Annotated in this window: 26 protein-coding genes; 7 read left to right on the top strand and 19 right to left on the bottom strand. The window is 39.3% G+C overall.

Translation table 11 applies throughout. From position 1 onward, the window contains the following. Nucleotides 1–4 precede the first annotated feature (4 nt). The 3 genes from ACFSGI_RS07885 to ACFSGI_RS07875 form a co-directional block, all read right to left on the bottom strand. The gene (locus tag ACFSGI_RS07885) at nt 5–1,021 is read right to left on the bottom strand and encodes a cytochrome d ubiquinol oxidase subunit II (RefSeq protein ID WP_204823601.1); all 1,017 of its coding nucleotides are present in this window, start codon (nt 1,019–1,021) and stop codon (nt 5–7) included. Beyond that, nucleotides 1,018–2,388 (bottom strand): cytochrome ubiquinol oxidase subunit I, encoded by a 1,371-nt coding sequence (locus tag ACFSGI_RS07880; RefSeq protein WP_204823600.1) that lies wholly within the window; start codon nt 2,386–2,388, stop codon nt 1,018–1,020. The genes ACFSGI_RS07885 and ACFSGI_RS07880 overlap by 4 nt, the downstream gene beginning before the upstream one ends. Before the next feature lie 305 nt (nt 2,389–2,693). Continuing rightward, nucleotides 2,694–3,014, bottom strand: a complete 321-nt coding sequence (locus ACFSGI_RS07875) for an antibiotic biosynthesis monooxygenase (protein ID WP_204823599.1) — start codon at nt 3,012–3,014, stop codon at nt 2,694–2,696. Between the two features lie 198 nt (nt 3,015–3,212). Between ACFSGI_RS07875 and ACFSGI_RS07870 the strand changes: the two genes are divergently transcribed. Continuing rightward, on the top strand, nt 3,213–4,061 hold the full coding sequence (locus tag ACFSGI_RS07870; protein WP_204823598.1) for an AraC family transcriptional regulator: 849 nt from the start codon (nt 3,213–3,215) through the stop codon (nt 4,059–4,061). A 149-nt stretch (nt 4,062–4,210) separates the two neighbouring features. Here the strand turns inward: ACFSGI_RS07870 and ACFSGI_RS07865 are convergent, their stop codons facing one another. Then, the gene (locus ACFSGI_RS07865) at nt 4,211–4,831 is read right to left on the bottom strand and encodes a hypothetical protein (protein WP_204823597.1); all 621 of its coding nucleotides are present in this window, start codon (nt 4,829–4,831) and stop codon (nt 4,211–4,213) included. Nucleotides 4,832–4,856: 25 nt separating this feature from the next. Next, on the bottom strand, nt 4,857–6,026 hold the full coding sequence (locus tag ACFSGI_RS07860) for a substrate-binding domain-containing protein (RefSeq protein ID WP_204823596.1): 1,170 nt from the start codon (nt 6,024–6,026) through the stop codon (nt 4,857–4,859). Between the two features lie 195 nt (nt 6,027–6,221). On the opposite strand from ACFSGI_RS07860, the gene modA reads away from it, so the two are divergent. The 3 genes from modA (at nt 6,222) to ACFSGI_RS07845 (ending at nt 8,896) form a co-directional block, all read left to right on the top strand. Then, nucleotides 6,222–7,121 carry a molybdate ABC transporter substrate-binding protein gene (gene modA, locus ACFSGI_RS07855; RefSeq protein ID WP_379282873.1) on the top strand — a complete coding sequence of 300 codons (900 nt, stop codon included), beginning with the start codon at nt 6,222–6,224 and terminating at the stop codon, nt 7,119–7,121. Then, nucleotides 7,118–7,798, top strand: coding sequence for a molybdate ABC transporter permease subunit (gene modB / locus ACFSGI_RS07850; protein WP_204823595.1), 681 nt, complete (start codon nt 7,118–7,120; stop codon nt 7,796–7,798). Before modA ends, modB begins: the two co-directional genes overlap by 4 nt. A gap of 246 nt (nt 7,799–8,044) precedes the next feature. Continuing rightward, a complete protein-coding gene (locus ACFSGI_RS07845) occupies nt 8,045–8,896 on the top strand; it encodes a GNAT family N-acetyltransferase (RefSeq protein ID WP_204823594.1) in 852 nt (283 codons plus the stop codon). Between the two features lie 238 nt (nt 8,897–9,134). Here ACFSGI_RS07845 and ACFSGI_RS07840 read toward each other — a convergent pair whose 3' ends face one another. The 3 genes from ACFSGI_RS07840 to ACFSGI_RS07830 form a co-directional block, all read right to left on the bottom strand. Continuing rightward, a complete protein-coding gene (locus ACFSGI_RS07840) occupies nt 9,135–9,917 on the bottom strand; it encodes a hypothetical protein (RefSeq protein WP_204823593.1) in 783 nt (260 codons plus the stop codon). 84 nt (nt 9,918–10,001) lie between these two features. Next, nucleotides 10,002–10,454, bottom strand: coding sequence for a flavodoxin (locus tag ACFSGI_RS07835; RefSeq protein WP_204823592.1), 453 nt, complete (start codon nt 10,452–10,454; stop codon nt 10,002–10,004). Between the two features lie 242 nt (nt 10,455–10,696). Further along, the gene (locus ACFSGI_RS07830; RefSeq protein WP_204823591.1) at nt 10,697–11,386 is read right to left on the bottom strand and encodes an SDR family NAD(P)-dependent oxidoreductase; all 690 of its coding nucleotides are present in this window, start codon (nt 11,384–11,386) and stop codon (nt 10,697–10,699) included. Between the two features lie 156 nt (nt 11,387–11,542). Here ACFSGI_RS07830 and ACFSGI_RS07825 point away from each other — a divergent pair, with 156 nt between their 5' ends. The 3 genes from ACFSGI_RS07825 to ACFSGI_RS07815 all read left to right on the top strand — a co-directional run bounded on the left by ACFSGI_RS07825 (nt 11,543) and on the right by ACFSGI_RS07815 (nt 13,982). Continuing rightward, nucleotides 11,543–12,145 carry a TetR/AcrR family transcriptional regulator gene (locus tag ACFSGI_RS07825; RefSeq protein ID WP_204823590.1) on the top strand — a complete coding sequence of 201 codons (603 nt, stop codon included), beginning with the start codon at nt 11,543–11,545 and terminating at the stop codon, nt 12,143–12,145. A gap of 186 nt (nt 12,146–12,331) precedes the next feature. Next, nucleotides 12,332–13,201: a class I SAM-dependent methyltransferase gene (locus ACFSGI_RS07820; protein ID WP_204823589.1), complete on the top strand. Its 870-nt coding sequence runs from the start codon at nt 12,332–12,334 to the stop codon at nt 13,199–13,201. Nucleotides 13,202–13,211: 10 nt separating this feature from the next. Further along, the gene (locus ACFSGI_RS07815) at nt 13,212–13,982 is read left to right on the top strand and encodes an RluA family pseudouridine synthase (RefSeq protein ID WP_204823588.1); all 771 of its coding nucleotides are present in this window, start codon (nt 13,212–13,214) and stop codon (nt 13,980–13,982) included. Between the two features lie 164 nt (nt 13,983–14,146). On the opposite strand, the gene ACFSGI_RS07810 is transcribed toward ACFSGI_RS07815, so the two are convergent. The 11 genes from ACFSGI_RS07810 to purT all read right to left on the bottom strand — a co-directional run bounded on the left by ACFSGI_RS07810 (nt 14,147) and on the right by purT (nt 25,922). Then, nucleotides 14,147–14,797: a DUF3298 and DUF4163 domain-containing protein gene (locus ACFSGI_RS07810; RefSeq protein ID WP_204823587.1), complete on the bottom strand. Its 651-nt coding sequence runs from the start codon at nt 14,795–14,797 to the stop codon at nt 14,147–14,149. Nucleotides 14,798–15,054: 257 nt separating this feature from the next. Beyond that, nucleotides 15,055–17,517, bottom strand: coding sequence for a DNA gyrase subunit A (gene gyrA / locus ACFSGI_RS07805; protein WP_379282866.1), 2,463 nt, complete (start codon nt 17,515–17,517; stop codon nt 15,055–15,057). Nucleotides 17,518–17,526: 9 nt separating this feature from the next. Next, entirely contained in the window at nt 17,527–17,649 is a 123-nt protein-coding gene (locus tag ACFSGI_RS07800) for a hypothetical protein (protein WP_379282864.1), read from the bottom strand. A 55-nt stretch (nt 17,650–17,704) separates the two neighbouring features. Further along, entirely contained in the window at nt 17,705–19,690 is a 1,986-nt protein-coding gene (parE, locus tag ACFSGI_RS07795) for a DNA topoisomerase IV subunit B (RefSeq protein WP_204823586.1), read from the bottom strand. A gap of 369 nt (nt 19,691–20,059) precedes the next feature. Further along, nucleotides 20,060–21,049 (bottom strand): ABC transporter permease, encoded by a 990-nt coding sequence (locus tag ACFSGI_RS07790; protein WP_204823585.1) that lies wholly within the window; start codon nt 21,047–21,049, stop codon nt 20,060–20,062. Further along, nucleotides 21,042–22,046 carry an ABC transporter ATP-binding protein gene (locus ACFSGI_RS07785; RefSeq protein WP_204823584.1) on the bottom strand — a complete coding sequence of 335 codons (1,005 nt, stop codon included), beginning with the start codon at nt 22,044–22,046 and terminating at the stop codon, nt 21,042–21,044. The genes ACFSGI_RS07790 and ACFSGI_RS07785 overlap by 8 nt, the downstream gene beginning before the upstream one ends. A gap of 39 nt (nt 22,047–22,085) precedes the next feature. Further along, nucleotides 22,086–22,916, bottom strand: a complete 831-nt coding sequence (locus ACFSGI_RS07780) for a GDSL-type esterase/lipase family protein (protein ID WP_204823583.1) — start codon at nt 22,914–22,916, stop codon at nt 22,086–22,088. Between the two features lie 219 nt (nt 22,917–23,135). Continuing rightward, entirely contained in the window at nt 23,136–23,408 is a 273-nt protein-coding gene (locus tag ACFSGI_RS07775; protein ID WP_204823582.1) for a DUF1450 domain-containing protein, read from the bottom strand. A gap of 207 nt (nt 23,409–23,615) precedes the next feature. Continuing rightward, nucleotides 23,616–24,143: a CAP domain-containing protein gene (locus ACFSGI_RS07770; RefSeq protein WP_379282859.1), complete on the bottom strand. Its 528-nt coding sequence runs from the start codon at nt 24,141–24,143 to the stop codon at nt 23,616–23,618. Between the two features lie 146 nt (nt 24,144–24,289). After that, complete coding sequence (locus ACFSGI_RS07765) at nt 24,290–24,745, bottom strand: GNAT family N-acetyltransferase (protein WP_161594173.1); 456 nt, start codon at nt 24,743–24,745, stop codon at nt 24,290–24,292. Then, nucleotides 24,735–25,922, bottom strand: a complete 1,188-nt coding sequence (gene purT / locus ACFSGI_RS07760; RefSeq protein WP_204823581.1) for a formate-dependent phosphoribosylglycinamide formyltransferase — start codon at nt 25,920–25,922, stop codon at nt 24,735–24,737. Before purT ends, ACFSGI_RS07765 begins: the two co-directional genes overlap by 11 nt. Nucleotides 25,923–26,034 lie beyond the last annotated feature (112 nt).

Here is a 26,034-nt window from a genome sequence, read left to right as displayed (position 1 = left end):
TCGTTTATTTTTTCCCTTTTACATAATCTGCATCAAATAGAAACAGCTTAAAGACCAAAATAAGTGAAGGAATTAACAAACAAAGTCCACCTATAAATACAACTACTAACGCAAAGCCCATCGCTGGTGACGTTGCACTGCTCTGGATGGTAATATAGGGATCAAGAATATACGGATATTGCCCGATACCGTAAGCAAAAAAGGCGCAGAAAAATTGCAACATAATACAGCTAAATGCTAATCCATAGCGACGTCCGTTATATAACAGCCACATAGCAATCATAAAGAATGCAACCGATAGAGCAAGCAACCACCATAGATTCATCATATTTTGAAAATGTCGTTCATTATGTTGACCTAAATAAATAAAAGCGGTTAATGCCATAACAATAGTCGGTGTACTCCAAAATAAAGAATATCCTCGCATTAATGTTAAAGCAGACTTATCTTCTGCACGTGAAGCATAAAAAGTTAGAAATGTTCCGCTTATAAACAAAACAGATACAATCGCCAGCCCGACAATGCTCCATGATAATGGATTGGTGAATAACTCCCAGTAATCTAGAGACACAATATCCCCTTGCTTGAGAATAAATCCTCCTTCAGCCAGCGTTAATGCTACAGATAACGAAGCTGGAATCAGTAATCCGGTTGCTCCATACAAAAATAGAAATACAATATTGTTTTTGGAACCATAATTTTCAAAAGCATAAAATGAACCACGAATCGCCAGCAGAATAATAGCGATACTTCCAGGCACCAACAAAGCAGACCCATAATAATAAGCAGTATCCGGGAAAAATCCGACAATCCCGATATAGAAAAAAACAAAGAATACATTAGTGATCTCCCATACCGGTGATAGATAACGTGAGATCAGTCGATTAATCAAATGGTCTTGCTTGGTCAGGCGTGCATAGAAAGCAAAAAATCCTGCGCCAAAATCGATTGAAGCTACAATCAAATAACCATACAAAAACAGCCAGAGTACCGAGATACCGATCAATTCATAACTGATCATACGTGTCCACCTTTCCGGGTCACATCATCAGGATTATCTTTGTGCCACTTCTCGATTTCTACTTCAGCAGGATTGTTATGGAACAATCGTCTTAATACAAGTACACATATCGTGCCAAGTACAATATAGAGAAGTAAGAAAACAAAGAATAAAATGCGGACACTCGGCGAAGATGTGGCGGCTTCTTCGACACGCATATACCCGCGAATGATCCAGGGTTGTCGTCCGAGTTCGGCGTAGAACCAACCCATTTCAACAGCTAGAAAAGCAAGTGGCGCACACAGTGCAATTATACGAAGCATCCATTTATTTAGATTGAACTGATGACGCTTCTTCCAGAACAGCAGTATAAAATACAGACCGGAGACAGCAAGCAACGTAAATCCAATTCCTGCCATCGCATCAAATAAATAATGGACAAGCAGCGGTGGACGTTCATCTAAAGGAAATTCATTCAGTCCTGTCACTTCTGCATTAAAATCACCAAATGCTAGAAAACTAAGCACTTTCGGCAAATGAAGTGCGCCTATCACCTCATGCTCTGCATTCAACCATCCGAGCAGAATCAAGTCTGCTCCACGTTCAGTTTCAAAATGCCATTCTGCCGCAGCCAATTTCTCTGGTTGATGTTCTGCCAAAAATTTAGCCGATACATCGCCAGCTAATGTATTAAATAGACTAAATAGCAAAACAACGCCCATCATAAGGTTTAAGCCTTTTTTGTGATAGACAGATACCCCTTTTCTAAGCATTGCAAAAGCAGCAATTCCGGCTAATAATGCCGCACCTGTTAGATAAGCAGAACTCAGTACATGGAACACTTTAGAAAATGTCGCTGTATTAAGCATCGCTTGTACAGGATTTACAGCTACAAATTGCCCTGCTTCCATCAGAAATCCTCCCGGTGTATTCATAAATCCATTGACTGTAGTAATAAATACAGCCGACATTCCTGCTCCAGCCACAATTGGAATCGTTAATAACCAGTGTAGATACGGATTTTTGAATCGATCCCATGTATACAAATAAATTCCTAAAAAGATCGCTTCAAAAAAGAACGCAAATACTTCCATAAACAAAGGTAGTGCAATCACATTTCCGGCTAATTTCATAAAATTAGGCCATACTAAAGCCAGTTGTAGAGAGATTGCTGTCCCTGTCACTACACCAACCGCTACCGAAATCACAAATCCTCTTGACCATCGTTTTGCCATCAGTATGTAATGATGATCTTTTTTTCGAATCCCGATAAACTCTGCTATAGCGATCATTAATGGAATACCGACACCTAGCGTTGCAAAAATAACGTGAAATCCAAGTGTCAGTCCTGTCACAAGCCTGCTCCATAATACCGTATCAATCTCCATATGTATCTTTGTCCCCTTTCATCTTGCAGAATAGATCAAGTTATGATCTCGCTTGATATTTAAAATTTATTGTATTCTAATTTTGAATCAATTCAATTGCAGTCACATTTTTGTCCTTAATCGTTCCAAGAAGAATCATATCTTTCTGACAAGTTGGTGAAAAACAAGAAAAAGACTCGAACGGGCTATTGTGTTATTTGCCAGATACCTTTATAAATATCAATCCATTACGTGCAAGATAAGAATATAGTATTTATAAAACAACAAAAAAAAGCCGCTATAATAGCGACTTTGTCTGTTGATTCTTATGCTTTTCCTTTTTTGATTGCTTTGATATCATACTTCCCGTTGATAGAGTTAATGATATATTCGGGTTTAGATTGACCTGCTTTTTGGCGATGCCCTTGAATATGAGCATCACTTTTCTCCCAATTCTTCCACGCTTCTTCAGATTCCCAGCGGAATAAAAGGACGACTTCTTCTTCCCCTTTACGAGTCTGCTTCACCAAAATCGTTAAATCAACAAAACCAGGCTGTTCTTCCAAAATACCCGGTTGATTAAAACGCTCTACAACTTGATGGGCGTTACCTTCTGTTACTGTGATACTACGTATAATAGCAAACATAGCCAGTCCTCCTTCAAAATCTGTATCTATACCTATTATAAATGATAATCATTATCATTGTCAAAACAACTATGGGTACACCTATTATATTGACTATTTGTTCTCTATCTAACAGATAACAGACAAAACAGCGCACAAAATGACCGGATCGATTGATTACTTTCCTTTATACTAAATATCAAGGAGTGAACAATAACGATGAACTGGATAACCTCTTTACAGACTGCTATTCACTATATGGAAGAACATTTATTAGAGCCTATCACGATCGAACAAATTGCTGCTCAAGCACATCTGTCTCCTTTTTATTTTCAGCGTAACTTTGCTTTGTTAACCGATACGACAGTAGCAGAATATCTAAGACGTAGACGATTAACACTGGCTGCTCACGAACTTTTACATAGTGAGCACAAAATTATTGAAATTGCTCACAAGTACGGATACGATACCCCGGAATCTTTTTCCAAAGCTTTCCGAAGACAACATGGGATTGCACCTAGCGAAGCACGCAAACATAGTACTTCGCTCAAGTCTTACAATCGCTTGACTATTCAAGTTCAGATCAAAGGAGCAGAACCGATGAATTATAAAATGATCGAACATCCTGCATTTTCATTAGTCGGCATCAAGCAAACTTTTTCGTATGAGAATGGTGAAAATCTGCGAGAAATCCCCAAAATGTGGGATAAAGCATATCATGAAGGTGTAGAAGATCGTTTATTTGAACTAAACAATGGTGTTATTCCAGGATTACTAGGGGTCTGTGTAGATCAGACTGAAATGCAAGCTAATCAAATGGAATATTGGATTGCTACTGCTTACGATGGTGATACTCCTGAAGGGTTATCAAGCTTACATATTCCTGCTTCCAAATGGAGTGTATTTGAAGTAGAAGGCCCGATGCCCGCTAGTATGCAACAAGTCTGGAAACAGATTATCTCGGAATGGTTTCCTTCTAATGCTTATGAACATGCGTATCTGCCTGAACTAGAAGTATATGGTGGGCCTAACGTTGCTCCGCAGATCTGGATTCCGATCACCTCTTAGTTACAATTAGTCGCTTATCATACTTTAGATTATTTAGAATATTTTAATTATATGCATAGCAAAAAGCTGTAACTCCCTTGTACACATAGCGAGTTACAGCTTTTTGAATTTGTTATATCATCATGATTTCTATTATTGTTATCGTTTGGTTAGAACATTGATGTAATTGCACCTGTTGTTTTGTCAACATAATACCAGCCATATGTAGCAGTATGACCTTCTCCTGTTGCGGCATCGTCGACTACATTTTCATAGACGTGGACTACATACATATTATCTTCTTCATGATCTACATCTGTAACCAGATAAGAAGAACCATTCAACTTGTACTTATCTTTGACCAATTGAATTGCTCGGGCTTCACTTACTGGAGATGTACTTTTACTCGTAGATGTACTGGATGTTGAAGATGGTGTTGTTGGTACAGTAGGTGCACTTGGAGTGGGTATCGTTGGTGTTGGTGTAGTCGTCGAATTAGAAGATGACGATGAACCCGAACTATTGGTCTGATTACTTCCAATATACAAATTGTTATTTGATAAACGAATATCTTTGCTCATCGCATTACTCATCGTTCTTGCCGGTACATACGTTGTTCCTTTATAAATAATAACATTGGCATCTGATTTTTTGACTTGATCGATGTATAGACCGACATTTTTGAAAGCTACCTGAATACTGCTAGTATTTGCTGCCATTGCTACGCCTGTCCCTGTCAATAATGAACCGATCGCTATTCCTACTACCAATCCTTTGACTTTGTCTTTCATCTTTGTATCCTCCTCATTAGATATATTAATATTCACTTGCGTATATTACTTCTCCTGTACGAGATAGATCATATCCGCCGATAGCTTGCAACTCACGCTTAAATTCATCCGAGGACAATATTCTTTTTAAAGTAGCTATCCATTCGGCATTTTCAGTTTTATTTAATATCACCAGATCATAACGCTCCACAGTTAAAGGAACAAACTCTACTCCTACTAAAGCGGCGGCTTTCTCGCTTCCAACACCTACATCTGCTTGACCGCTGGCTACTTTGCCAGCTACTGCAATATGAGACGATTCTTCCTGTGTATATCCTTGTAATTGAGAGGTACGAATATTGTTCAATCGTAGTTGTTCATCCAGTAATACACGTGCGCCCGCTCCCCGCTCTCGATTCACAATCTTTACACCATTTTGAGCCAAGTCTTGCCATGTACGAATCCCTTTTGGATTGCCTTTCGCTACATATAGACCTGCTCTTCTCGATGCTAGATTGATTACTGTACAAGGATGTGAGACTAGAATTTTGCGAATATATGGCAAATTATAATCACCAGTATCTCCATCAAATAAATGAGTGCTAACAATATCAGAATTACCCATATACATTGATACCAGACTGTCCATACTACCTGCAAAAGAACGAAGTGGACGATAACGACTATCTTCTTTTTCCATATAACGTGCCAGAATATCCAGACTGGTATCTTGTCCGGTAATCACAATCGTTCTGCCACTGGTCGGTGGCGTGATAGTATCCTGTGTAATAGGATTCATTGTTCCGGTATTGCGCAAAATCTCTTCTGGACGTGCATAAGCCGCATGTACAAATTCAGGTGTAACTGTTGCTTCGGCATCAGCAGTATGATCTTGATAATCGATATGTGGGATATTACCCACTCCCGGTTGAAGTGGAGACACTTCTGATACATCCGATGATGAAGAAGTCTGCAACATACTATCTAGTGAGGTAGCAGTCATATTGAGCTGTCCCGCATTTTCTCGATTTTCACGAATCATTCCATTTTTGGCTTTTTGTTTGTAAGCTTCTAAGTCATAATGATCGACTCGCATTTGTTTACCTACACGATACGCAGGTAAATCGCCTTTTTTAATCAAATCATAAACGGTTAATTTAGAGACTTTTAGTAATTTGGCGATTTCTTCAGTTGTGTATGACACCTGCTCATTCATAGGTGGTTCCTCCCTAACAATATACATTTATCTTAACGTGGATCAGATCTGTTTTCAATTTAATCAATAATAAGATTCTTCATTAATTATTATATTTAATTATAACTAGATATAATTAGAATGATTTAGTATGATCTAATATATAATAATGAGTGTAATACATAGTTGTATTATAACTTTAAGGAGGAATATTTGTTGAAATCTCTATTTGCTTTGCGTTCACCTCGTTCTACTTCGTCTACGTCACGCTTAACGATTACTGCTATTCTGTTATGTCTGGTCTTGATGCTTAGTGCTTGTTCATCTACCACCACAACATCCAGTACAGATAATGCTACTACTCCTACAACCACTTCTAATGAAAATAGTGCTACATCTACATCAGATACACCTGTTCAATTAACAATTTCAGCGGCGGCAAGCTTAACAGATAGCCTGCAAGAAATCCAAACTTTATATCAGCAAAAGCATCCTAATGTAACGCTTACTTTTAATTTTGCCGCTTCAGGTACATTGCAGAAACAAATTGAACAAGGTGCACCTGCCGATCTTTTCTTTTCAGCAGGTAGTAAGCAGATGGATGCTTTACTCAGTGCTAATCTAATCGATAAAGCTCATGAAAAAGATCTGTTAGCCAATCAACTTGTACTTGTTGTACCCAAAGACAGCACTCTCTCTTTATCTTCACCAAAAGACTTAACTAATGAAAACATCAAAAAAATAGCTGTCGGTACCCCTGAATCTGTTCCGGCTGGTATGTATGCGAAGCAGACTTTAGAATCGGATAGTCTTTGGGATTCATTACAATCCAAAATTGTGCTTACTAAAGATGTGAAGCAAGTTCTTTCTTATGTAGAAACAGGTAATGCTGAAGCAGGATTTGTGTACAAAACAGATGCGATAGATTCGGACGGCGTAAAAGTTGCTTTTACAACAGAATCAAATAGTCATGATCCTATTCTATATCCAGCCGGAATCGTATCTGCTACGACTCATCCTCAAGAAGCTGCTGATTTTTACGATTATTTACAGACAGATGAAGCACAAGCAATCTTTATCAAACATGGATTTTTGAAGGCTTCTTCAGGTTCATGAGTTCTTTTGTCTGGTCATGGGATGTGATCGGTTCGCCGATCCTACTTTCTTTACAAATCGCTAGTATTGCAGGAACACTTGCTTTTCTACTCAGTATTGCTATTGCAATGATAATGAATCGATATTCTTTTCCCGGAAAATCTATTGTAGAAACTATATTTATGTTACCGCTTGTGCTACCTCCTTCTGTGGTCGGTCTACTATTACTAACGATATTAGGCAGACGTAGCTGGATTGGGAAATTAGCCGAGTGGCTTACCCATCAACCGATTGTCTTTAGCGTAACAGGAGCGATTATTGCTGCTACTGTCGTTTCATTTCCGCTGGCTTATCAGACACTCAAAACCGGATTCGCGCTTGTGGACAAAGATGTGCTCGAATCTGCACGCTCTCAAGGGGCTACCGAATTGCAATTACTCTGGCATATGATTTTGCCACTGGCATGGCGGTCACTGGTTACAGGCTTTGTTCTTGCTTTTGCTAGAGCACTCGGAGAATTTGGAGCGACTCTTATGGTAGCAGGTAATATTCCCGGTAAAACGCAGACCCTGCCTACAGCGATTTATTTTGCAGTCGATGCTAACAATATGCCACTCGCATGGAGCTTAACCATTATTACGATTCTAATTTCATTTATTCTATTATTATTAACTGGACGCATTCGTGGTTCTACCTGACCGGTGACTACGAATGCTTTTTTTATTTGTAAAACTTAGATAGCTTTATCTAGTATATTCCTTATATAATTATACGTAGACTGACCAAAGAAGATGGATGGGAGACGTAGTCAAGATACATTTGACGATCGTATGCGATCTAATCATAGATAGATTAAGCATGTAATCTTCTTGTTGATTCAAAAGATAATTCAAGCTTTATAGCGATAAATTTCTATATAAATACAGAAAAAAAGAGGTACAGTTATGCTCAAACTTCAGCAGTTAGCAGATATATTAGAATTACAGAGTCTTTGTGAACAAGAAGATTCTATTATGCTCAAATTGAACTGGGATATGCTTAAAAACCGTGCTCCTGGTAGTGTAGAAGACTTTTTCCATTATGAAGGTAAATTACTGATTGGTTTTTTAGGAATTTACCGTATGGGACAAAATATTGAAGTATGTGGAATGACTCATCCTCTTTATCGTAGACGTGGTGTATTCACAAAGTTGTGGGAACAAGCTGTTAGCCGCGGACAATTAGTCGATGCCAAGCAAGTACTACTCAATGTGCCTCGTGATTCAGTCTCCGGTCAAGCATGGGTGAATACAAGACCTGTCGTTCTACACAGTATTGAATATACGCTCAAGCTAGATAACGAGCATAATCATCTCAGTGTAGAGGAACCGGAAACGGCGGTATTGCGCCCTTTTAATGATAGTGATATTCCTTTGTGGTTACGATTGGATGCCGATGCTTTTGCTATTAGTGAAGCGTCTACACTGGCTACACTCGCGAACCCCAATCGCTCCAAAACCCGTAAAATGATCGTTATTGAACATGCTGGAATAGCTGTTGGGAAAATAGAAGTCGATTATGAAGGAGAACACAGTTGGATCTACGGATTTGTTATCGATCCGGCACTACGTGGACATGGAATCGGGCGAAGTGCGTTACGTCAGGTTGCTCTTGCTGAAAGCGAGGCTGGTCATAGTGTCTGGCTTAATGTAGTGTCTGATAATGATCGTGCACTGTATCTGTATGAATCGTGTGGTTTCCAACATCAAGATATTCAAGATTATTATCTATACTCTCCACCTATGCCTGAAATTTAAACTTAATATCCAAACACAGAAAAAGCGTTTATACCAAGCACGGAGGTCCGGTCCATGCCTGGATAAACGCTTTTGCTTAGAGATTCATCTATTTTATCGAATCATGTGACTGGGACGAAAAGATAAATGATCTCTATTCCCTGTAACAGGAAAGCCGTATGTTCGTTGGTCTTGCTTATATTGTGAAAAGAATCCGGGTCAAAAAGATGGGGGGATTTTGACCCGTTTCTTGGTCCACCTACATGAGGCTCCACGAAGGAGCTAGGGATGTCACACCAGCGTTCTGTCTGCAATGTTCACAGACTTGAGTTCCGCCTGGTACGACATGTTGTAATAAATGAAGATAATCCAGTGATGCAGGCAATTTTTCCGGGGAAGGATAATGTCGCTGTACTGTCCCTTCCATGATCGAAAAAATATCGATTCGTTCCGGTAGCCTACCAAAAGCAGACTGGCAAAACACTGAAGACAGATGAATAAAAGCTTCTGCTGTATAAGGATCATCATCAACGATAAACTTCTGAACAATCAGGCTCTTGTGTCCAGATGAATCATCCGGTTGCGCTGTTTGTTCAGATCCTTGCCAGGCTACTTGAAAGATAACCGACAAGTTTGTTTGCAGTTCTGGAACCAATGTCTGATGCTGTTCATACAACATCATCGGGTAAGGTGCATATTCATTAGTAGCAAGAAGCTTGCGAATATTCGCCGTTACCAGATCTTTGACTTGCCAGTACTGCTGTTCATGATCAAAGTAAGAGATACGCTTAGGCCAACGGAAATCAACCAGTTGTCCAATATCGGTTATTCCTCTTAGCTCTGGTGACATACTGTAATAGCGATTAATCGCATGCCCTATCGCAAACTGTACCCGTTGCTTCCAATGAATCGAGGAAGTCTGATTACGTGATGTTTTGCGTGTAGGTAGAGATTGATCTGGATTACGATATGTCATTCGTAGCCATTCTTCCAGCTTGTAGTCCTGCAAAACAGGTGAAGCCTGATCTGTAGAATAATTCATATATGCTTAACACCTGCTTTCCAGTCATACGAAGTCTTTGATTACATCTGCTCTAGTGTGATGCAGTGAACAAGTAATAAGGTATTAACCTACACTTACTGCTACACTTGCAAATTTTTTGCCAAATTCACGACAAGTTTCCTTCTCGTCGGATGAAGGATTCAATTCGATCTTCAGCCCTTCTACTACGATATCTGCACCACGCTCTTTCAACTTATTCGACAGAATATCGACTGCGGCTGCAAATTGTTCGTAACAAGTGTCTCCACTTCCGAATACAGCGGCTTTTTTACCACTAAGATCTAACTCATCCATATCTTCGTAAAAGTCGAGGAATTCATCTGGCAATTCGCCATCTCCCCAAGTATAAGCGCCAAGGAGTACTGCGTCGTATTCCAAAAGAGTATCCGCATCACAGTCCATTGCTTGCTTGAGTTCAACCTCTCCACCTGTGGATTGTATTCCTTCAGCAATCAAATCTGCAATTTCTTCTGTATTCCCAGTCATGCTGGCGAACACCACTAATATTTTAGACATTGTAATCCTCCCGCATATGTGTTTTCCATGGATTGATCATACTTGATAATGATTCTCATTGTCAACAACGAATTTTAAATTTGTAGTTTATTTCTTTTAACGTGTGTTTGATATCGATTATATTTTCACCTTAGTTTCTTTTACACAAATAAAAAAGCCGCTTATTAAGCGACTTCTTTGGTATATACATTTGAATTCAGCATTTTTGTAGATTCGAAAATATTACTTAATTCTGTCGTGCTTTAATACTGTATTGTTTCTGGCGTAACTCCTTTTGGATACTCTTCTTCCCATACTGCTTGATCTATATAAGCTTTATACCACATATCTGCAATAACATCTGGATCATTCACTGTGCCATTACCTGATTCTTTGATCCATAAACCTAACGATCGATGACTTACAAAAATGCCTTTAGGTGACAATTCAGTATGAAGATTAGCAATATAATTACGCAGACCTGCAAGAATAATGCCGATATTCCCCATCATAGGTATAGGGTATAGTGCGGATAATCCTGTCGTGAAAAGTAGAGCTCCTTCTTTGCGTGTAAGCATATCTGGTAATACCGTATTCACCACATGAATAGCACTGAAAATATAACCTTCATATAGGTCTTTAATATTATCTGCTGTTAATTCCAATACAGAGGTAGGTGGATATTTTCCAGGAGTAGGACTAAATTCCAACACATCAATCGAACCGTATTTGTCTTTAATTTTAGTAAGTGCATCTGTAATTTGGTCTGCTTGATACACATCTGCTATGAAATAAGAAGCTTCTATATGATTTTCTTTTAAGACGTCTACCATTTCTTGTAACTTGGTAGCATTGCGTGAGACGAAAGCAATTTGAAATTCTGCTACACCAAATCTTTTGGCTAATGACAATCCCAAACCTTTTCCTGCTCCAATAATAACCAATGTTTTCATCGTTATTCTCCTCTATCCATTCATATATTGTATTCATTTAATGGTTTTTATTGTAGAATTTAAACTTAATGCATTCAATGGTGGATATTAATCAATTTGACATTTAATAAGCAAATGCTTTGAATATGCTTATTATTTTGAAGAAAGGAATTTGAAATGAACAAACATAAAATCGATTTACGTATTATTAAAACGAGAAAAGCGATCAAAGAGTCTTTTCTAACTTTAATTCAAACTAAAGGCTACGATCGTATAACAATACAAGATATTGCAGATCAAGCGATTATTAATCGAAATACTTTTTATTTGCACTATGTAGACAAACCTGATTTGATGGAAAAATTATGTATAGAACATATCGACCTATTAAATGTTTGCTTACCTGAATATATTGAGGATGTTCAAAATCAAGATCCTTCATTCATGGTTATTGCGTTAAAGAATCTATTTCTTGTCATAGAAGAACATATTGTTTTTTTTAGAACGATGCTAACTTATGAGATTCAGCCTAGCTTTTCTAGTTATCTTAAAGAGCATTTCAAAAAAATCATTTTGTCTGGGATAGATACTCCTTCCGATAATCTCAAAATACAGATCAGCCTTGAATATATGGTTTCAGGATTAGTCGGTGCGATATCTCTATGGATCAAAAAGCCTGAACATTATTCTATGGATGAATTGATTGAGCAGCTGAGTAATATTCATTTTAATAATATTTTGGATCTTATACGTAGTATTAACGTTCATAGTGTCCAATAAAAAGAGTCGTTTATATAACGATTTTTCTTTTTTTGCTTATTAAATCAAATATAGCTTCCTTTCATCTATTGTTATACAATGAAATGCGGTAAACTGATAAAGATGGCTTTTTGGGCTACTCTGTATATAGATGATTGTACTTAGACAATATCTATCGAGAAATAAAAGATAAGGATGGATTATTACATGTATATTGCTGATCAATGGAAAGATTATGAATTAATTGATACGGGCGCAGGTGAGCGTCTGGAACGTTGGGGAGAAATCTTATTACGTCGTCCAGACCCGCAGATCATCTGGCCTCTTCAATCGAAAGATAGAGACCCTCGTTGGAATCAAGTACACGGTCATTATCACCGTAGCGCTTCAGGTGGTGGCGAATGGGAATGGAAACGCAAAATTCCAGAACGCTGGAATATTCGTTATGGCGATTTGAATTTCCATATCAAACCTACGAATTTCAAACACACCGGTCTATTCCCTGAACAAGCAGCCAACTGGAGCTGGATGATGGACAAAATCCAAAATGCAGGTCGTCCGATCACTGTTTTGAACTTATTTGCTTACACAGGCGGAGCTACGACTGCTGCTTCTTATGCAGGCGCTGATGTTGTCCACGTCGATGCTGCTAAAGGCATGGTGCAATGGGCAAAAGAAAATCATCAATTGTCCGGTATTGGCGATCGTCCGGTACGCTTTATTACTGATGATGTATTCAAATTTGTACAACGTGAGCAACGTCGTGGCAACAAATACGATGCAATCATTATGGACCCTCCTTCTTACGGACGTGGCCCTGGTGGCGAAATGTGGAAATTGGAATCCAGTCTGTATCCTTTCTTGGAATCTTGCTTGTCGATTATGTCTGACAATCCATTATTTATGCTGATTAACTCGTATACAACAGGAATTGCACCAACCGTGTTGTCTAATATTTTGAATATGACAATGCAACAACGTTACGGTGGTACACTTTCTTCTGGCGAAATTGGTCTACCTATCACGAACTCAGGTCTGAATTTACCTTGTGGTATTCTTGGACGCTGGGAAAGCTGAGGAATAACAAATGGAACAACATTCAAATGGTAAAAGCAGAGAACCGATTCCTGTTCTTTACGAAGACAATCATATTATCGGCGTTGTGAAGCCAGTAAATATTCCTTCTCAAGAAGATCCAACAGGCGATCCAGATATGCTGACGTTGATCAAAGAAGATTTGAAAGAACGTTATAACAAAGCAGGTAATGTGTATTTAGGATTGATCCACCGTCTGGATCGTCCGGTCGGCGGAGCGATGGTATTTGCTAAAACATCTAAAGCGGCTTCTCGTTTGTCTGAATCTGTACGTAGTCGTACGATGGTGAAACGCTATGTAGCCGTGGTGCGCGGTATTCCTACTGTATCTAAAGCAACACTTAAAGACGTGCTTCTTAAAAATGCTCGCACTAATACAGGTTCCGTAGTTCCAGCAGGTACTACGGGTGGTAAAGAAGCTGTGTTAGACTATGAAGTACTTGCTCAAAATGAGGATTTGAATCTGGCGCTAGTCTTGATTCATTTGCATACAGGTCGTTCTCACCAAATTCGGATTCAAATGTCTCATGCAGGCTATCCGTTATTCGGTGATCAAAAGTATGGTGCAGAAGTGAACCGTCGTGGTGAACAATTAGCATTATGGTCTGTCTTAACGGCTGTTCCTCATCCTGTCGGTGGTCGAATGATCTCTATGATCTCTCTTCCTCCACAGACCAAGCCATGGATTGAATGGTCGAATGACATTTACGAGCAATTAAAGCAACGGTTAGAGCTTGAATTGGAACAAACGAAGTTGAAGTAATTTACGATTAATGTTAGATGTTGAAGTATATTTCTATAAAAAAAGCTTTTCCAGCGCCTGATCTTTAAGGCGTGGAAAAGCTTTTTTTATATAGTTGGAAGATTGAATTTGCTTATTATAGCGCTATAATACAACTATTATTCATTATTGTACCAGTTATATAATTATTTATTAATTGTAGTATACGGCACTTTAATATCTACTGTTCCTTCTGAATAAGGTGCAACTTCATATGGCTCAAAGCGAATAACTATACCTTTATTGTAGAAATAAAAGGGCGTTTTATTATCGATGTTGAAGTCTGAAATCGCTTCTTGAAATACATTTTCTCCAGCATCATATTTAGCTTGCAAGCTTTGAGAAAGAGAAGTTTTCAAGTTATTTATTTGCTTTTTATTTGTAATGATACTATTCAAATGCAACAACTTTCCTGTTCTCAAGTCAAAATTATAATTTATTGATGCAGGCATCCCATGTGTTCCACCTGTATATAAGTAATCACTATAGATTATAGATATTTTCTCATCGTGATTATACTTCACACTTACATCCGTCAAATAAAAATAACTTTGATCTATTTTCTTGTTCTCTGTATCATACTTTGCTGCGTGAACCGCATGAATTTTTAACGTTTTATTGATTGTAGCTGTTATTTCTTTGTTACCACCTATGAGTTGTACATATGGCTGACCTTTGTACTTGTAGACTTTTGTTTTGACTGTGATCGTATTTGCTGCATCAACAGGATGTATAGTTACAGTAGAGATCACGGCTAATAAGGTAATCATAATGCATAATAAAGCTTTTACTTTCATTTTTCCACCTCAATTATGAATAAGTATATCTGCTAATATGTAATACAAATATTAAAAATCACACAAACGTTATTTTAGCATGATTTGCTTCTATAGCAAAAGGAATTATTAATCAGAAGTTATATCGTTTGATTAATATACAATTGAATAATATTAGACATTGCTAATGAACGATGTTTACAAACATAAAATACTCTTGCTAATTGGAATATAGCAAGAGCACTTATGTTGTGTTTATATTTTATTTTTACTTAAAATCAGGTAGATCCATTGGAAGATAAATCTTCAATCACTTCGATAATTGTATCTGCTTTGTCCATTTCGACAATTTGCTTACCAATATGTCTACGCTCATCGGTTTGAAGTGCTGATTTGCTATTGAATCCGATCATACGGTTAGGCGGTAAAATAGCTAGGAATGAACGATGTTCTTCACAGACAAAAGCACCGATAATGCGATTGCCGTTAGGTTTGGAACGTTTACCTTCTTTGAACTCAAAAGTAGATAGTCCTTTACCACCGCGACTTTGCGTCTGGTATTGCAACAATGAAGTACGTTTGGCATAACCAAGATCGGTAATCACCATCAATTGTCCTTCTTCTCCATCTACCCACAAGACTACAGCGACTTCATCGTCTCCAACAAGTTGAATACCACGTACACCTGCTGCTACACGACCCATTGGATTTACTTCTTCTGCACGGAAGCGGATACTCATACCGTCTTTGGTAATTAGCATCAAGTCTCTTGCTTGCCCTGCCCGAGTGACTGAAATGACTTCATCCCCATCACCTAACTTACAAGCGGCTACTGCTCCTGAACGCTTGGTTGCGTACTCTTTAATCTCTGTACGCTTCACTTGACCTCGCTTGGTCACAAAGATCAAATCGGCTTGTTCTTCTTCAAAATTGCGAACCGGAATCATCGTTATTATTCGATCTTCACGAGTCATCGGAATAATATTAACAATCGCTTTTCCGGTTTCTTTCCATTTGAAATCAGGAATCTGATGAACAGGCAGTAAGAAATATTGTCCTCGCTGTGTGAATACAAGCAGACTATCCAGTGTATTCACATTCATGACGTCACGAATATAATCGTCTTCTTTGGCACCCGAGCCGTTACGTTCTCCACCCGAGCGATTGAAAGACATCATACTGGTACGCTTGATATAACCATCGTTAGAAAGACTGACCAGTACATCTTCAGAATTAATCATGACTTCAAGATTCACTTTCAATTCTTCCACTTCATCTTGAATAATCGAACGACGATCGATACCATGTTTATCATGAATTTCCATTAATTCTTTTTTGATCAATCCTATTAGCTTTTTATCACTACCAAGAATAGCGCGGAAATTCGTAATTTTTTTCTGGATATCATTCAGTTCTTTTTCTACTTGATTAATTTCTAGATTCGTTATCCGGTACAATTGTAGTGTCAAAATAGCATCTGCTTGACGTTCAGTAAGACCAAACATCCATTGCAAATTATTTTGTGCATCCTGACGATTTTTAGATGCTTTGATCGCTGCAATTACCTCATCCAATACATTCAGTGCTTTAGCCAGACCTTCGAGTACGTGCGCACGATCTTCAACTTTATCCAGATCATGTTGTGTACGACGGGTTACTACTTCACGTTGATGAGCAATATAAGCTTCCAGAATACTTTTCAGTCCCATTTGTTGAGGGGCTTTGTTTACGATCGCTACCATATTGAAGTTATATGTGACTTGTAGATCGGTTTTCTTTAATAAATAAGCAAGAATACCTTGTGCATCTGCTTCTTTTTTAAGTTCAATCACGATTCGTAGTCCATCACGTCCACTTTCATCACGTACTTCAGCGATACCTTCTACTTTTTTCTCAAGACGTATATTTTCCATCGCTGTTACAAGGCGAACTTTGACGACTTGATAAGGAATCTCAGTAATCACGATTTGCTGTTTTCCACCGCGTAAAGTTTCGATTTCGGTTTTGGAACGTACGTAAATACGTCCCTTCCCTGTAGAATACGCATCTCGTATCCCGTCTCCACCCATAATTGTACCGCCTGTTGGAAAATCAGGGCCTTTGATATAATTCATCAATTCAGGCAGTTCCATTTCTGGATTTTCCATTAAAGCGATACAACCTTCTATCACTTCACGCAGACTATGTGGAGGAATTTCAGTAGCAAAACCAGATGAAATACCGCTGACTCCGTTGACTAATAAGTTAGGATAACGAGAAGGCAAAACGACTGGTTCTTGTGTAGTATTATCGAAATTATCTTTGAATTGCACAGTGTTGCGATCGATATCACGCAAAATCTCCATCGCAATCGAAGACAGACGTGCTTCTGTATAACGCATGGCTGCTGCCGGATCATCATCAGGCGATCCCCAGTTCCCATGTCCATCTACAAGCGTATGACTCATTTTCCATGGTTGTGCCATCCGTACCATACCATCATAGATCGATGAATCACCATGAGGATGATAATTACCCATTACATCGCCGACAGTTTTGGCTGATTTGCGGTATCCTTTTTCAGGTGTGTTGCCCGAATCGTACATAGCGTACAAAATACGGCGTTGTACCGGCTTTAATCCATCACGAACATCAGGAATCGCGCGGTCTTGAATAATATATTTAGAGTAGCGACCAAAACGGTCTCCTACAATTTCTTCTAGAAATGCGGGCAAAAATTTATCGTTATTTTCAATAGCCATCCGTTCACCTTACCTTCCGGGCGTATCGCCGGATAATTTTGAAGCCGCCGCAGAGTACAGAGGGAAGTGAATACCATTCCAACCAAGTACGGTATGATGCTCACTTCCATCTGCACTAACGCAGCGGCTCATTTAGTTTCATCATGAATAAAGATTAAGTTTACATGTTATCACGTATGCGAAAGGTCTACTCTACATATTCTGTAAAGTCTACATTTTCTACAATCCAACGTTTACGAGGATCTACTTTATCACCCATCAGTGTAGATACACGACGCTCTGCTTTGGCAGCATCTTCGATTTGCACTTGCAATAATGTACGACTTTCAGGATTCATGGTTGTCTCCCACAACTGCTCTGGATTCATTTCTCCTAATCCTTTGTATCGTTGCAAATCTACATTTTTGCCAAACTCTTTCATCGATTGGTTCAATTCTTCGTCTGTCCATACATAACGTTCTTGCGATTTTTTACCTGCGCGTTGAGAGATTTTGTACAACGGAGGTTGAGCAATATAGACTTTACCATTATCGATCAATTGCTTCATATAACGGTAAAAGAACGTTAACAACAGGACTTGAATATGTGCACCATCGGTATCCGCATCCGTCATAATAATGATTTTGGAGTAATTGCTATCTTCTATAGCAAATTCGGTTCCTACTCCTGCTCCTATCGCAGAAATAATCGCCCGATATTCTTCATTTTTCATCACGTCTGCAAGTTTGGATTTCTCAGGATTCATCGGTTTACCTTTGAGTGGTAAAATCGCTTGAATTTTGGAATCTCGTCCTTGCTTCGCTGAACCACCTGCCGAATCTCCTTCGACTATAAATAGTTCGTTTTTAGAAAAATCTTTGGATTGTGCAGGACTCAGCTTGCCATTCAGATTTGAACTTTCGCTGCGTTTGCGTCCTGTACGCATATCATCACGCGCTTTACGAGCCGCTTCGCGAGCACGAGAAGCTTGAACAGCTTTTTTAATCAGTTTTTGACCGACTTGCGGGTTTTCTTCAAGAAAACGTTGCATATTTTCAGCGACAACAGCATCTACGGCTCCACGCGCTGAAGAACTGCCCAGTTGATCTTTGGTCTGTCCCACAAATTCTACATCTGACATTTTGACGCTGATAACCGCCATCATGCCTTCTCGTAAATCTCCACCTTCGAGGTTTTTGTCTTTTTCTTTGATCAGTGCTGTTTTGCGAGCATAATCATTCAATACACGAGTATATGCGGTTCTAAATCCTGTCTCATGTGTACCGCCGCCTCGTGTAGGGATCGAATTAACAAATGAAGCCAGCGTTTCGGTATAACCAGCATTGTACTGCATCGCTACTTCGACTTCGATATCTTCGCGTTCAATATTGAAATGAATAACATCATGCAATACATCTTTACCTTCATTCAAAAATTCTACGAATTGACTGGCTCCACCTTCATAATAAAAGCGATCTTCTTTATCATTACGATCGTCTTTGAGCAGAATTTCTAAGCCTGAATTTAGAAAAGCAATCTCTTGCAGACGTTCAGCAAGCGTATCATAATTCAATGCTATTCCTTGTTGGAACACACGAATATCTGGTTTGAATGTAACTTTGGTACCCGTAATTTTGGTTTTGCCAATCACTTCTAGACCGGTTACAGGTTCCCCTACATGTTCTTTGCCTTTTTTATCAACCCAATATTCAAAACGTTGACGATGAATACCACCATCACGATAAATTTCTACTTCCAGCCACTCGGATAAAGCGTTGGTTACCGAAGCACCAACTCCATGTAGACCTCCAGACTTTTTGTATCCTCCACCGCCGAATTTACCTCCGGCATGCAAAATTGTAAATACAACTTGTGGTGTAGGCACTCCACTTTTATGCATTCCTGTAGGAATACCGCGTCCGTTATCAAAAACCGTAACCGAACCATCTTTGTTCAGTGAAATCTCGATTTTTGAACAATGTTTTGCCAAATGCTCGTCAACTGCGTTGTCCACAATCTCCCATACGAGATGATGAAGCCCAGATGAACTTGTACTACCGATATACATACCCGGACGTTTCCGTACGGCAACCAGCCCTTCAAGCACCTGAATGTCGTCAGCATCATACCCGGAAACTGGTGGATTAACATTACCACGGGATGAATTTGTGAGTGAATCGATCTTTTCGACCATTCATGGTCCCCCTCTTTAATCTAAATATTGCTTTGTTCTGTTAGACCTTCGATTAGCATTATAAATCGTAGTCGAAAATTATACCATAGGTAAATCAATAATCGCGCTTGACCCCGAACTATCATATCATACGCTTTGATTTTGTCGACTATTTTAATTTACATAAAATGTAATTATCGATATAGACAAATATATAATGCAAACACATGTTCTTTTTTTATTCTTTAAGTGTAATCTAATCTTTTCATTTCGTAAACCCACTTCTAACATTATTCTACGATTTATCATTATATTAGTCCGAATGAGCTTTTGTAAATAAACTTGCCTGCTGATCGTTAATAAGATTAGCAGGCACAGAAAACATACTTTTTAATTGAGTACATCCCTTTTTGTAAAAACAGTAAATGAAACAACAACAGATATCAATGCCCAGACAGCTAATACACCTAATGAGAATGGTAACGTCATCCCTTCAATCGGTGCTGGACTACCGGACAGATAATTGGTTAAGCCAAGATTGACCATAAATAAATATTTAGCTGTACTCCAAGAAGCCGCCATATTAGTTAAGATCGTTCCTGCAATCAATGCCGCCATCATAATTACGATACTCGCTGCGGTGCTACGCACCAACACAGATACCATAAAGGCAAGTAACCCGACTGTCAAACCGACAAACCAGATCAATCCCATCTGCATCAAAATAAATTGCCACTGTGTTACAGCATGTACAGTGCTCATATCGGTTCCTGTGTCACTTGGCTGGAATCCGGTAAATACAGGAATATTAAATCCGCTGTATCCAAATGCCGCACCCGAGATCACATAGGAAATAATAAAGGTACAGACGACAATAAGCGAGACAAACATCGTCAGCGTAATTAATTTACTCAATAATACTTTCCACCTGCGAATCGGCCTTGTCAGCAACATTTTAATCGTGCCACCTGTTCGTTCAGCAGATACCAGATCAGAAGCAATCGTCATGATCAGTAGCGGAATAAATAAACTACTGGAATTATCTAAAAACTCGCGTGTAAAAGTAACCCCACCCGGTTCATTCGGATTCACATCATTTTCTAAATAATATTGCATCTGTTGTACAAACACACGACGATACTTTTTCCATTCTTCTGGTACACGATCACTACCTAAAGAATTTTGATTATCAGTGATCGCTTGCTGTAATTCGACACGCCAGTCTTCACCGAACTTTGTACGATTTTCCTGAGCTTGACGCATCTGCGCATAAGTAAACATCGGTACCAATACCAATAAAACCAATAGCACGACATAAAATCTTTTTTTCTTAATGATTTTGATGGTCTCATTCTGTACCAATGGCCATATACTATTCAATAAATTCACCTTCTGTCACGCCCAGGAATAGTTGTTCCAATGTCGGGCTAAGTTTGCGTACATTATGAATCTGAATCCCTGCTTGTACCAGCGTAGCTATCGTTGTCGAGATATCTTCTTCAGGTGTAGCTGTAATAATAGAGTTCGGCCGAAGAGAAGCGGCAGTATCGTTATCCAGATTAGAACTCTCCAGATCAAGCACTTGAATAGAAGAGATCGATTGTAAAATCTGTTCTCCTTGTACATGAGGTTCTAGCTCCCAAATGACCAGATGCTGTGTATCTTCTACTAGCTCAGTTACTCCACCTACAGCAATTACACTTCCGCGTCCTACAATCGCTACCCGATCACAAAGAAGTTGTATTTCACTCAGTAAATGACTGGATACAAAAACAGCCATTCCTTGCGCTGCTAATTCTCGAATAAAAATACGCATATCCCGAATTCCTTTAGGATCAAGTCCATTGGTCGGTTCATCCAAAATAAGCAGTCTAGGGCGACCTAACAACGCTTGAGCGATCCCAAGCCGTTGACGCATACCTAATGAGTACTTACTTACTTTATCGTGGATACGCTCATCCAGACGGACGATTTCAGTGACTTCTTGTATTCGTTTCTCATCCACACCTGGCTGCATACGTGCAAAATGCTCTAAGTTTTCCCAACCTGTAAGATATGGATACATTTCAGGATTTTCAACGATAGAACCGACATAAGCTAACGCTTTTTCTGGTTGCTTGGTCACATCATACCCGCAGATATTGATCGTTCCTTCGGTCGGTCGGATCAGATTGACTAACATTCGAATAGTCGTTGTTTTACCTGCACCATTGGGTCCTAAAAAGCCAAAAATTTCACCTGCTTTGACTTCAAAGGTTACGTCTTTGATAATCCATTTTTTGCCGATTTTCTTTTTGACATGCTGAACAGATAATACAATCTCTTCTTGAGATGATATAGACTGCGGATTAGTAACAGTAGACTTAGCATCGATCATGGTCTAGCTCCTCTCTCATTTCCATATACGTTTCAATCATTATTCGATACTTTGGACAACGCGTTCTGCAATTTGTTCATAACCTGCACCATTAGGATGGAAATGATCAGAAGATAAATATTTGTTTATATTTTTTTGAAATAAATCAAAGGTAGGGATAAGCGACATATTCGATTGACTATTAATAATATTCATTGCTGTCGTATTCCACGTTGTCACAGCTTCATTACCAGGTACACGCAGTTCAGGTAAATCAGAGAATGGATTATAGAGTCCGAGGTATAAAATATGAGCATCTGGATTTATTTTAGCGATACGTTCCAAAATTTGTTGTAGTGTTTTACTGGCTTTGGGTAGATTTGCTAGTAGTTGTTGTTTGGTTGGTGCTTGTTGTTGATTATTGCCTAGCGCTTCGCCAGCATTAAATAAATCATTTGCACCGATCGATACAAAAATCATATTCGATTGTTGCAAAGTATGTTGTACACCCGTTTCTTCTAGGGAAGATAAAACCGATGCTGTTTTCTGTCCGTTAATGCCTAGATTAGCGATTAATTTAGCATCTTTGCCGTCTTTTTGCAGTAAATCTACAGTACGACGAGCAAATCCGCTACCATCATCGTCTCCTGTACCTTTAGCAAGCGAATCGCCCAATACTGTTACACGAAAAGAACCATCTGCATTGGCGGTCGTTGCCGCTGTTCCATTGGTTGCAGGCTCGGTAGAGGCTGTTCCTGTATACGTACTGCCTTCAGGATGTAATACATCAGAAATCGCATAAATAAAGCCGCCAATCAATACAATCGTGGCTACAATAGATGAGATACCTGTGATTCGCCAGATACGCACTGACGATTTGGATGATTTCATAATTTGTCCTCCTGTGCTGAAAATATGAACAACATCTGCCACTTGGTATGATGACTCGCGGTTCATTATTAAGATAGGTTATCTATCTATTATATACAGTACGTACGCAACTTCCAAACAGTTAGAAACTATCATATGAATTTTAATAATAAATATAACAAAAAGAAGATGGTTGAGATTGATCCACCACCTTCTATATCTGTACTGATTTATATATTATTACTGTTTTACTTTCTTTTTTTCTTTTTTGCCTTTTTTATCATTAGAAGCATGAATCATTTCAACTAATTTGGCATATAATAGCTCTGGTGTTTCTTCACATACCAATGTCTTTTTCCCCACTAACGCGATCGGCTGTTTACGACAAGATTTACATTCACTCAAGCAACTTTTTTGCTTTTGCTTTATATCTGGAAACTCTTTTTTAACTGCTTTATATACTTGTTTTGTACCGAACTTTTCATTTTTTGTACAATATTTGATCGTTTTCATCGCTTATTGGCTCCTCTATCTGTTGCATCATTGCTATTGATATCATGTTATTTACCCTAATAGAGATTCATATGTAACGATTATACTTCTTATAAGCATATAAAAATACCTGCTCCCTTCTAAAATCAAAGGAAACAGGTACTTTTTGTTCTAAAGATTGAATTTTCTGCTTCATCTATCATGTTGCGTTATGAATTTCACGTCATCCTACTTACCTATAAAGTCTTGTACCCATACTCCATTCTGGTATCCTACACCTATCGAAGTGAAATTAGAACTTAGAATATTAGCTTTGTGACCGGAACTATTCATCCATGATTGCATCACTTGAGCAGGGGAAGTCTGTCCTTTGGCAATATTCTCACCTGCTGCACGATAACTGATGCCATAGGTTTTCATCATCTCATACGGTGTTCCGTACGTTGGTGATGTATGATCAAAATAATTATTTTTCACCATATCAATTGCTTTATCTTGTGCCATCGTTTGTAATTTACTGTTTACGGTCAAAGCTTTGAGTCCTGCTTTGGCGCGTTCCTGATTAACCAGTTCTACGACTTGTTCTACAAATGCAGATGTATCGGCTGTAGCACTCTGGCTGGCATATAACGGTTTAGAAGTTGATTTTACATGGTACGTAGCCGCTTGAGCAGGAGCTGCTATCGTTACTGCTACAAGTACTGCTGCGGCAGCAGTTGAGGTGATACGTTTTAGTAATGTACGATTGTTTTTCAATGGTGTTCCTCCTTTAGATTCAGAATCACCATGTATTTTACCATCTAATGGTATTTCATTTCCAACTTTGCTCCAAATTACAAAGCAAAAAGGCACCAGAGATAGCTCTGATGCCTTTTCGAAAGGTGTGGCTGTGTATAGCGGAATTACATTTTTTTAATGTACCGGCATCCGATCTTCTCATAGCCCATATGTTGATAAAAAGAGCATGAGGATAGACGTTCGTCACGGTTCATTCCTGTTACATAGACAGAGTGATCTCCAGCTTCGTTTGCTTGCTTTTCAGCTTGAGCAATCAATTCACGCCCGATACCTTGACCACGATAATTCGCAGAAATGATTAGACCTGTGATTTGTGAAGTCTGTTGTCCTGTCTCATATGAAGTCTCACGGTACATAGCGATCATACCGACGACCTGTCCTTCACGTTCTGCAACAAGAGTCAAAAATTGCGGTTTGCCTTCCAGCGCTTCCATCCGGTCGCGCAGTACACTTTCCGTCATCGGATAACGAAGTTCACGCATCAAAGCAGTTAGAGCTTGAACATCTTTACTTTCGAATTTACGGACTTCTGCAACAGGCATTAATACACTAGTCGACATGTACATACTCCTCTTTTAGCAGAGCTGCCGCTTGCACGGCTCGCTTCCGCGCGATTTCCACACTTTCATCAGCACTGAGAGCTACAGCCATTCGGCGCCCCGGCTTAGTCTCCGGTTTACCGAATACACGTACTTGCGTACGAGGTAACTTCAGTGCTTCATCTATTCCGCCAACGACAAAATCTTTGGAAGCTTGTGTTGCTTTGAGTGTCGCTGATGCACCAGGAGTTAACAAATGAATACTCGGAATCTCAAAACCAAGAATCGCCCGCACATGTAGAGCAAACTCTGATAAATCCTGAGTAATCATCGTCACCATTCCTGTATCATGCGGTCTTGGCGACACTTCGCTAAATACAACACCGTCTGGGGTTAAAAAGAGTTCGACACCGAACAATCCGTACCCGCCCAGACGTTCTGTAATGGTTGCAGCAATACGTTGCGCTTCTTCTAGCTGTGATACAGTCATTGGGTGCGGTTGCCACGACTCCACATAGTCTCCATCACGTTGAATATGACCGATTGGCGGACAAAACAACGTTCCAGAAGCACAACGCACCGTAAGCAGTGTAATTTCACTTTCAAAATGAACAAAAGCTTCTACAATAACACGAACTGATTTGCCTCTTGCTCCTTCAAGCGCCGCATCCCAACATGCCGAAGCATCTTCAGGTGCACGACATACGCTCTGTCCTTTGCCAGACGAGCTCATCAGCGGCTTCACTACGCAAGGTGTTCCAAGTACTGCAACAGCCTCTTTCAGTTGCTCCAAATTATCAGCGAATCGGTACGCAGCAGTAGGTAATCCAAGTGTCTCGGATGCCAGACGGCGTATCCCCTCACGATCCATTGTTAATTGGGCTGCAACTGCGGTAGGCACTACATTGTAGCCTTCTTGTTCTAGCTCTACCAGTACATCTGTCGCAATCGCTTCAATCTCAGGTACAATATAATCCGGTTGTTCACTGACAATGACTGCTCGTAGCTTAGCACCATCAAGCATATCAATCACATGAGAACGATGAGCAACCTGCATCGCAGGTGCATCCGGATAGCGGTCTACAGCAATACATTCAATGCCAAGCCGCTGAGCTTCGATCACTACTTCCTTGCCAAGTTCTCCACTCCCAAGCATTAACATCCGTTTCGCTTGACGAGAATTTGGGGCCCCCCACATGATAGACAGCACTCCCTTATACACATGTTTTGCACTGCAACCTACATGGTACTGCTTACGTCATTTTGCGTATTGAATCTTTTACCATTCAACAATTGCTAGCACATTGTAA

This window comes from Paenibacillus nicotianae, assembly GCF_042681745.1.
GTDB lineage: Bacteria > Bacillota > Bacilli > Paenibacillales > Paenibacillaceae > Saccharibacillus > Saccharibacillus nicotianae.
This window is presented reverse-complemented; position numbering and strand designations above follow the sequence as displayed.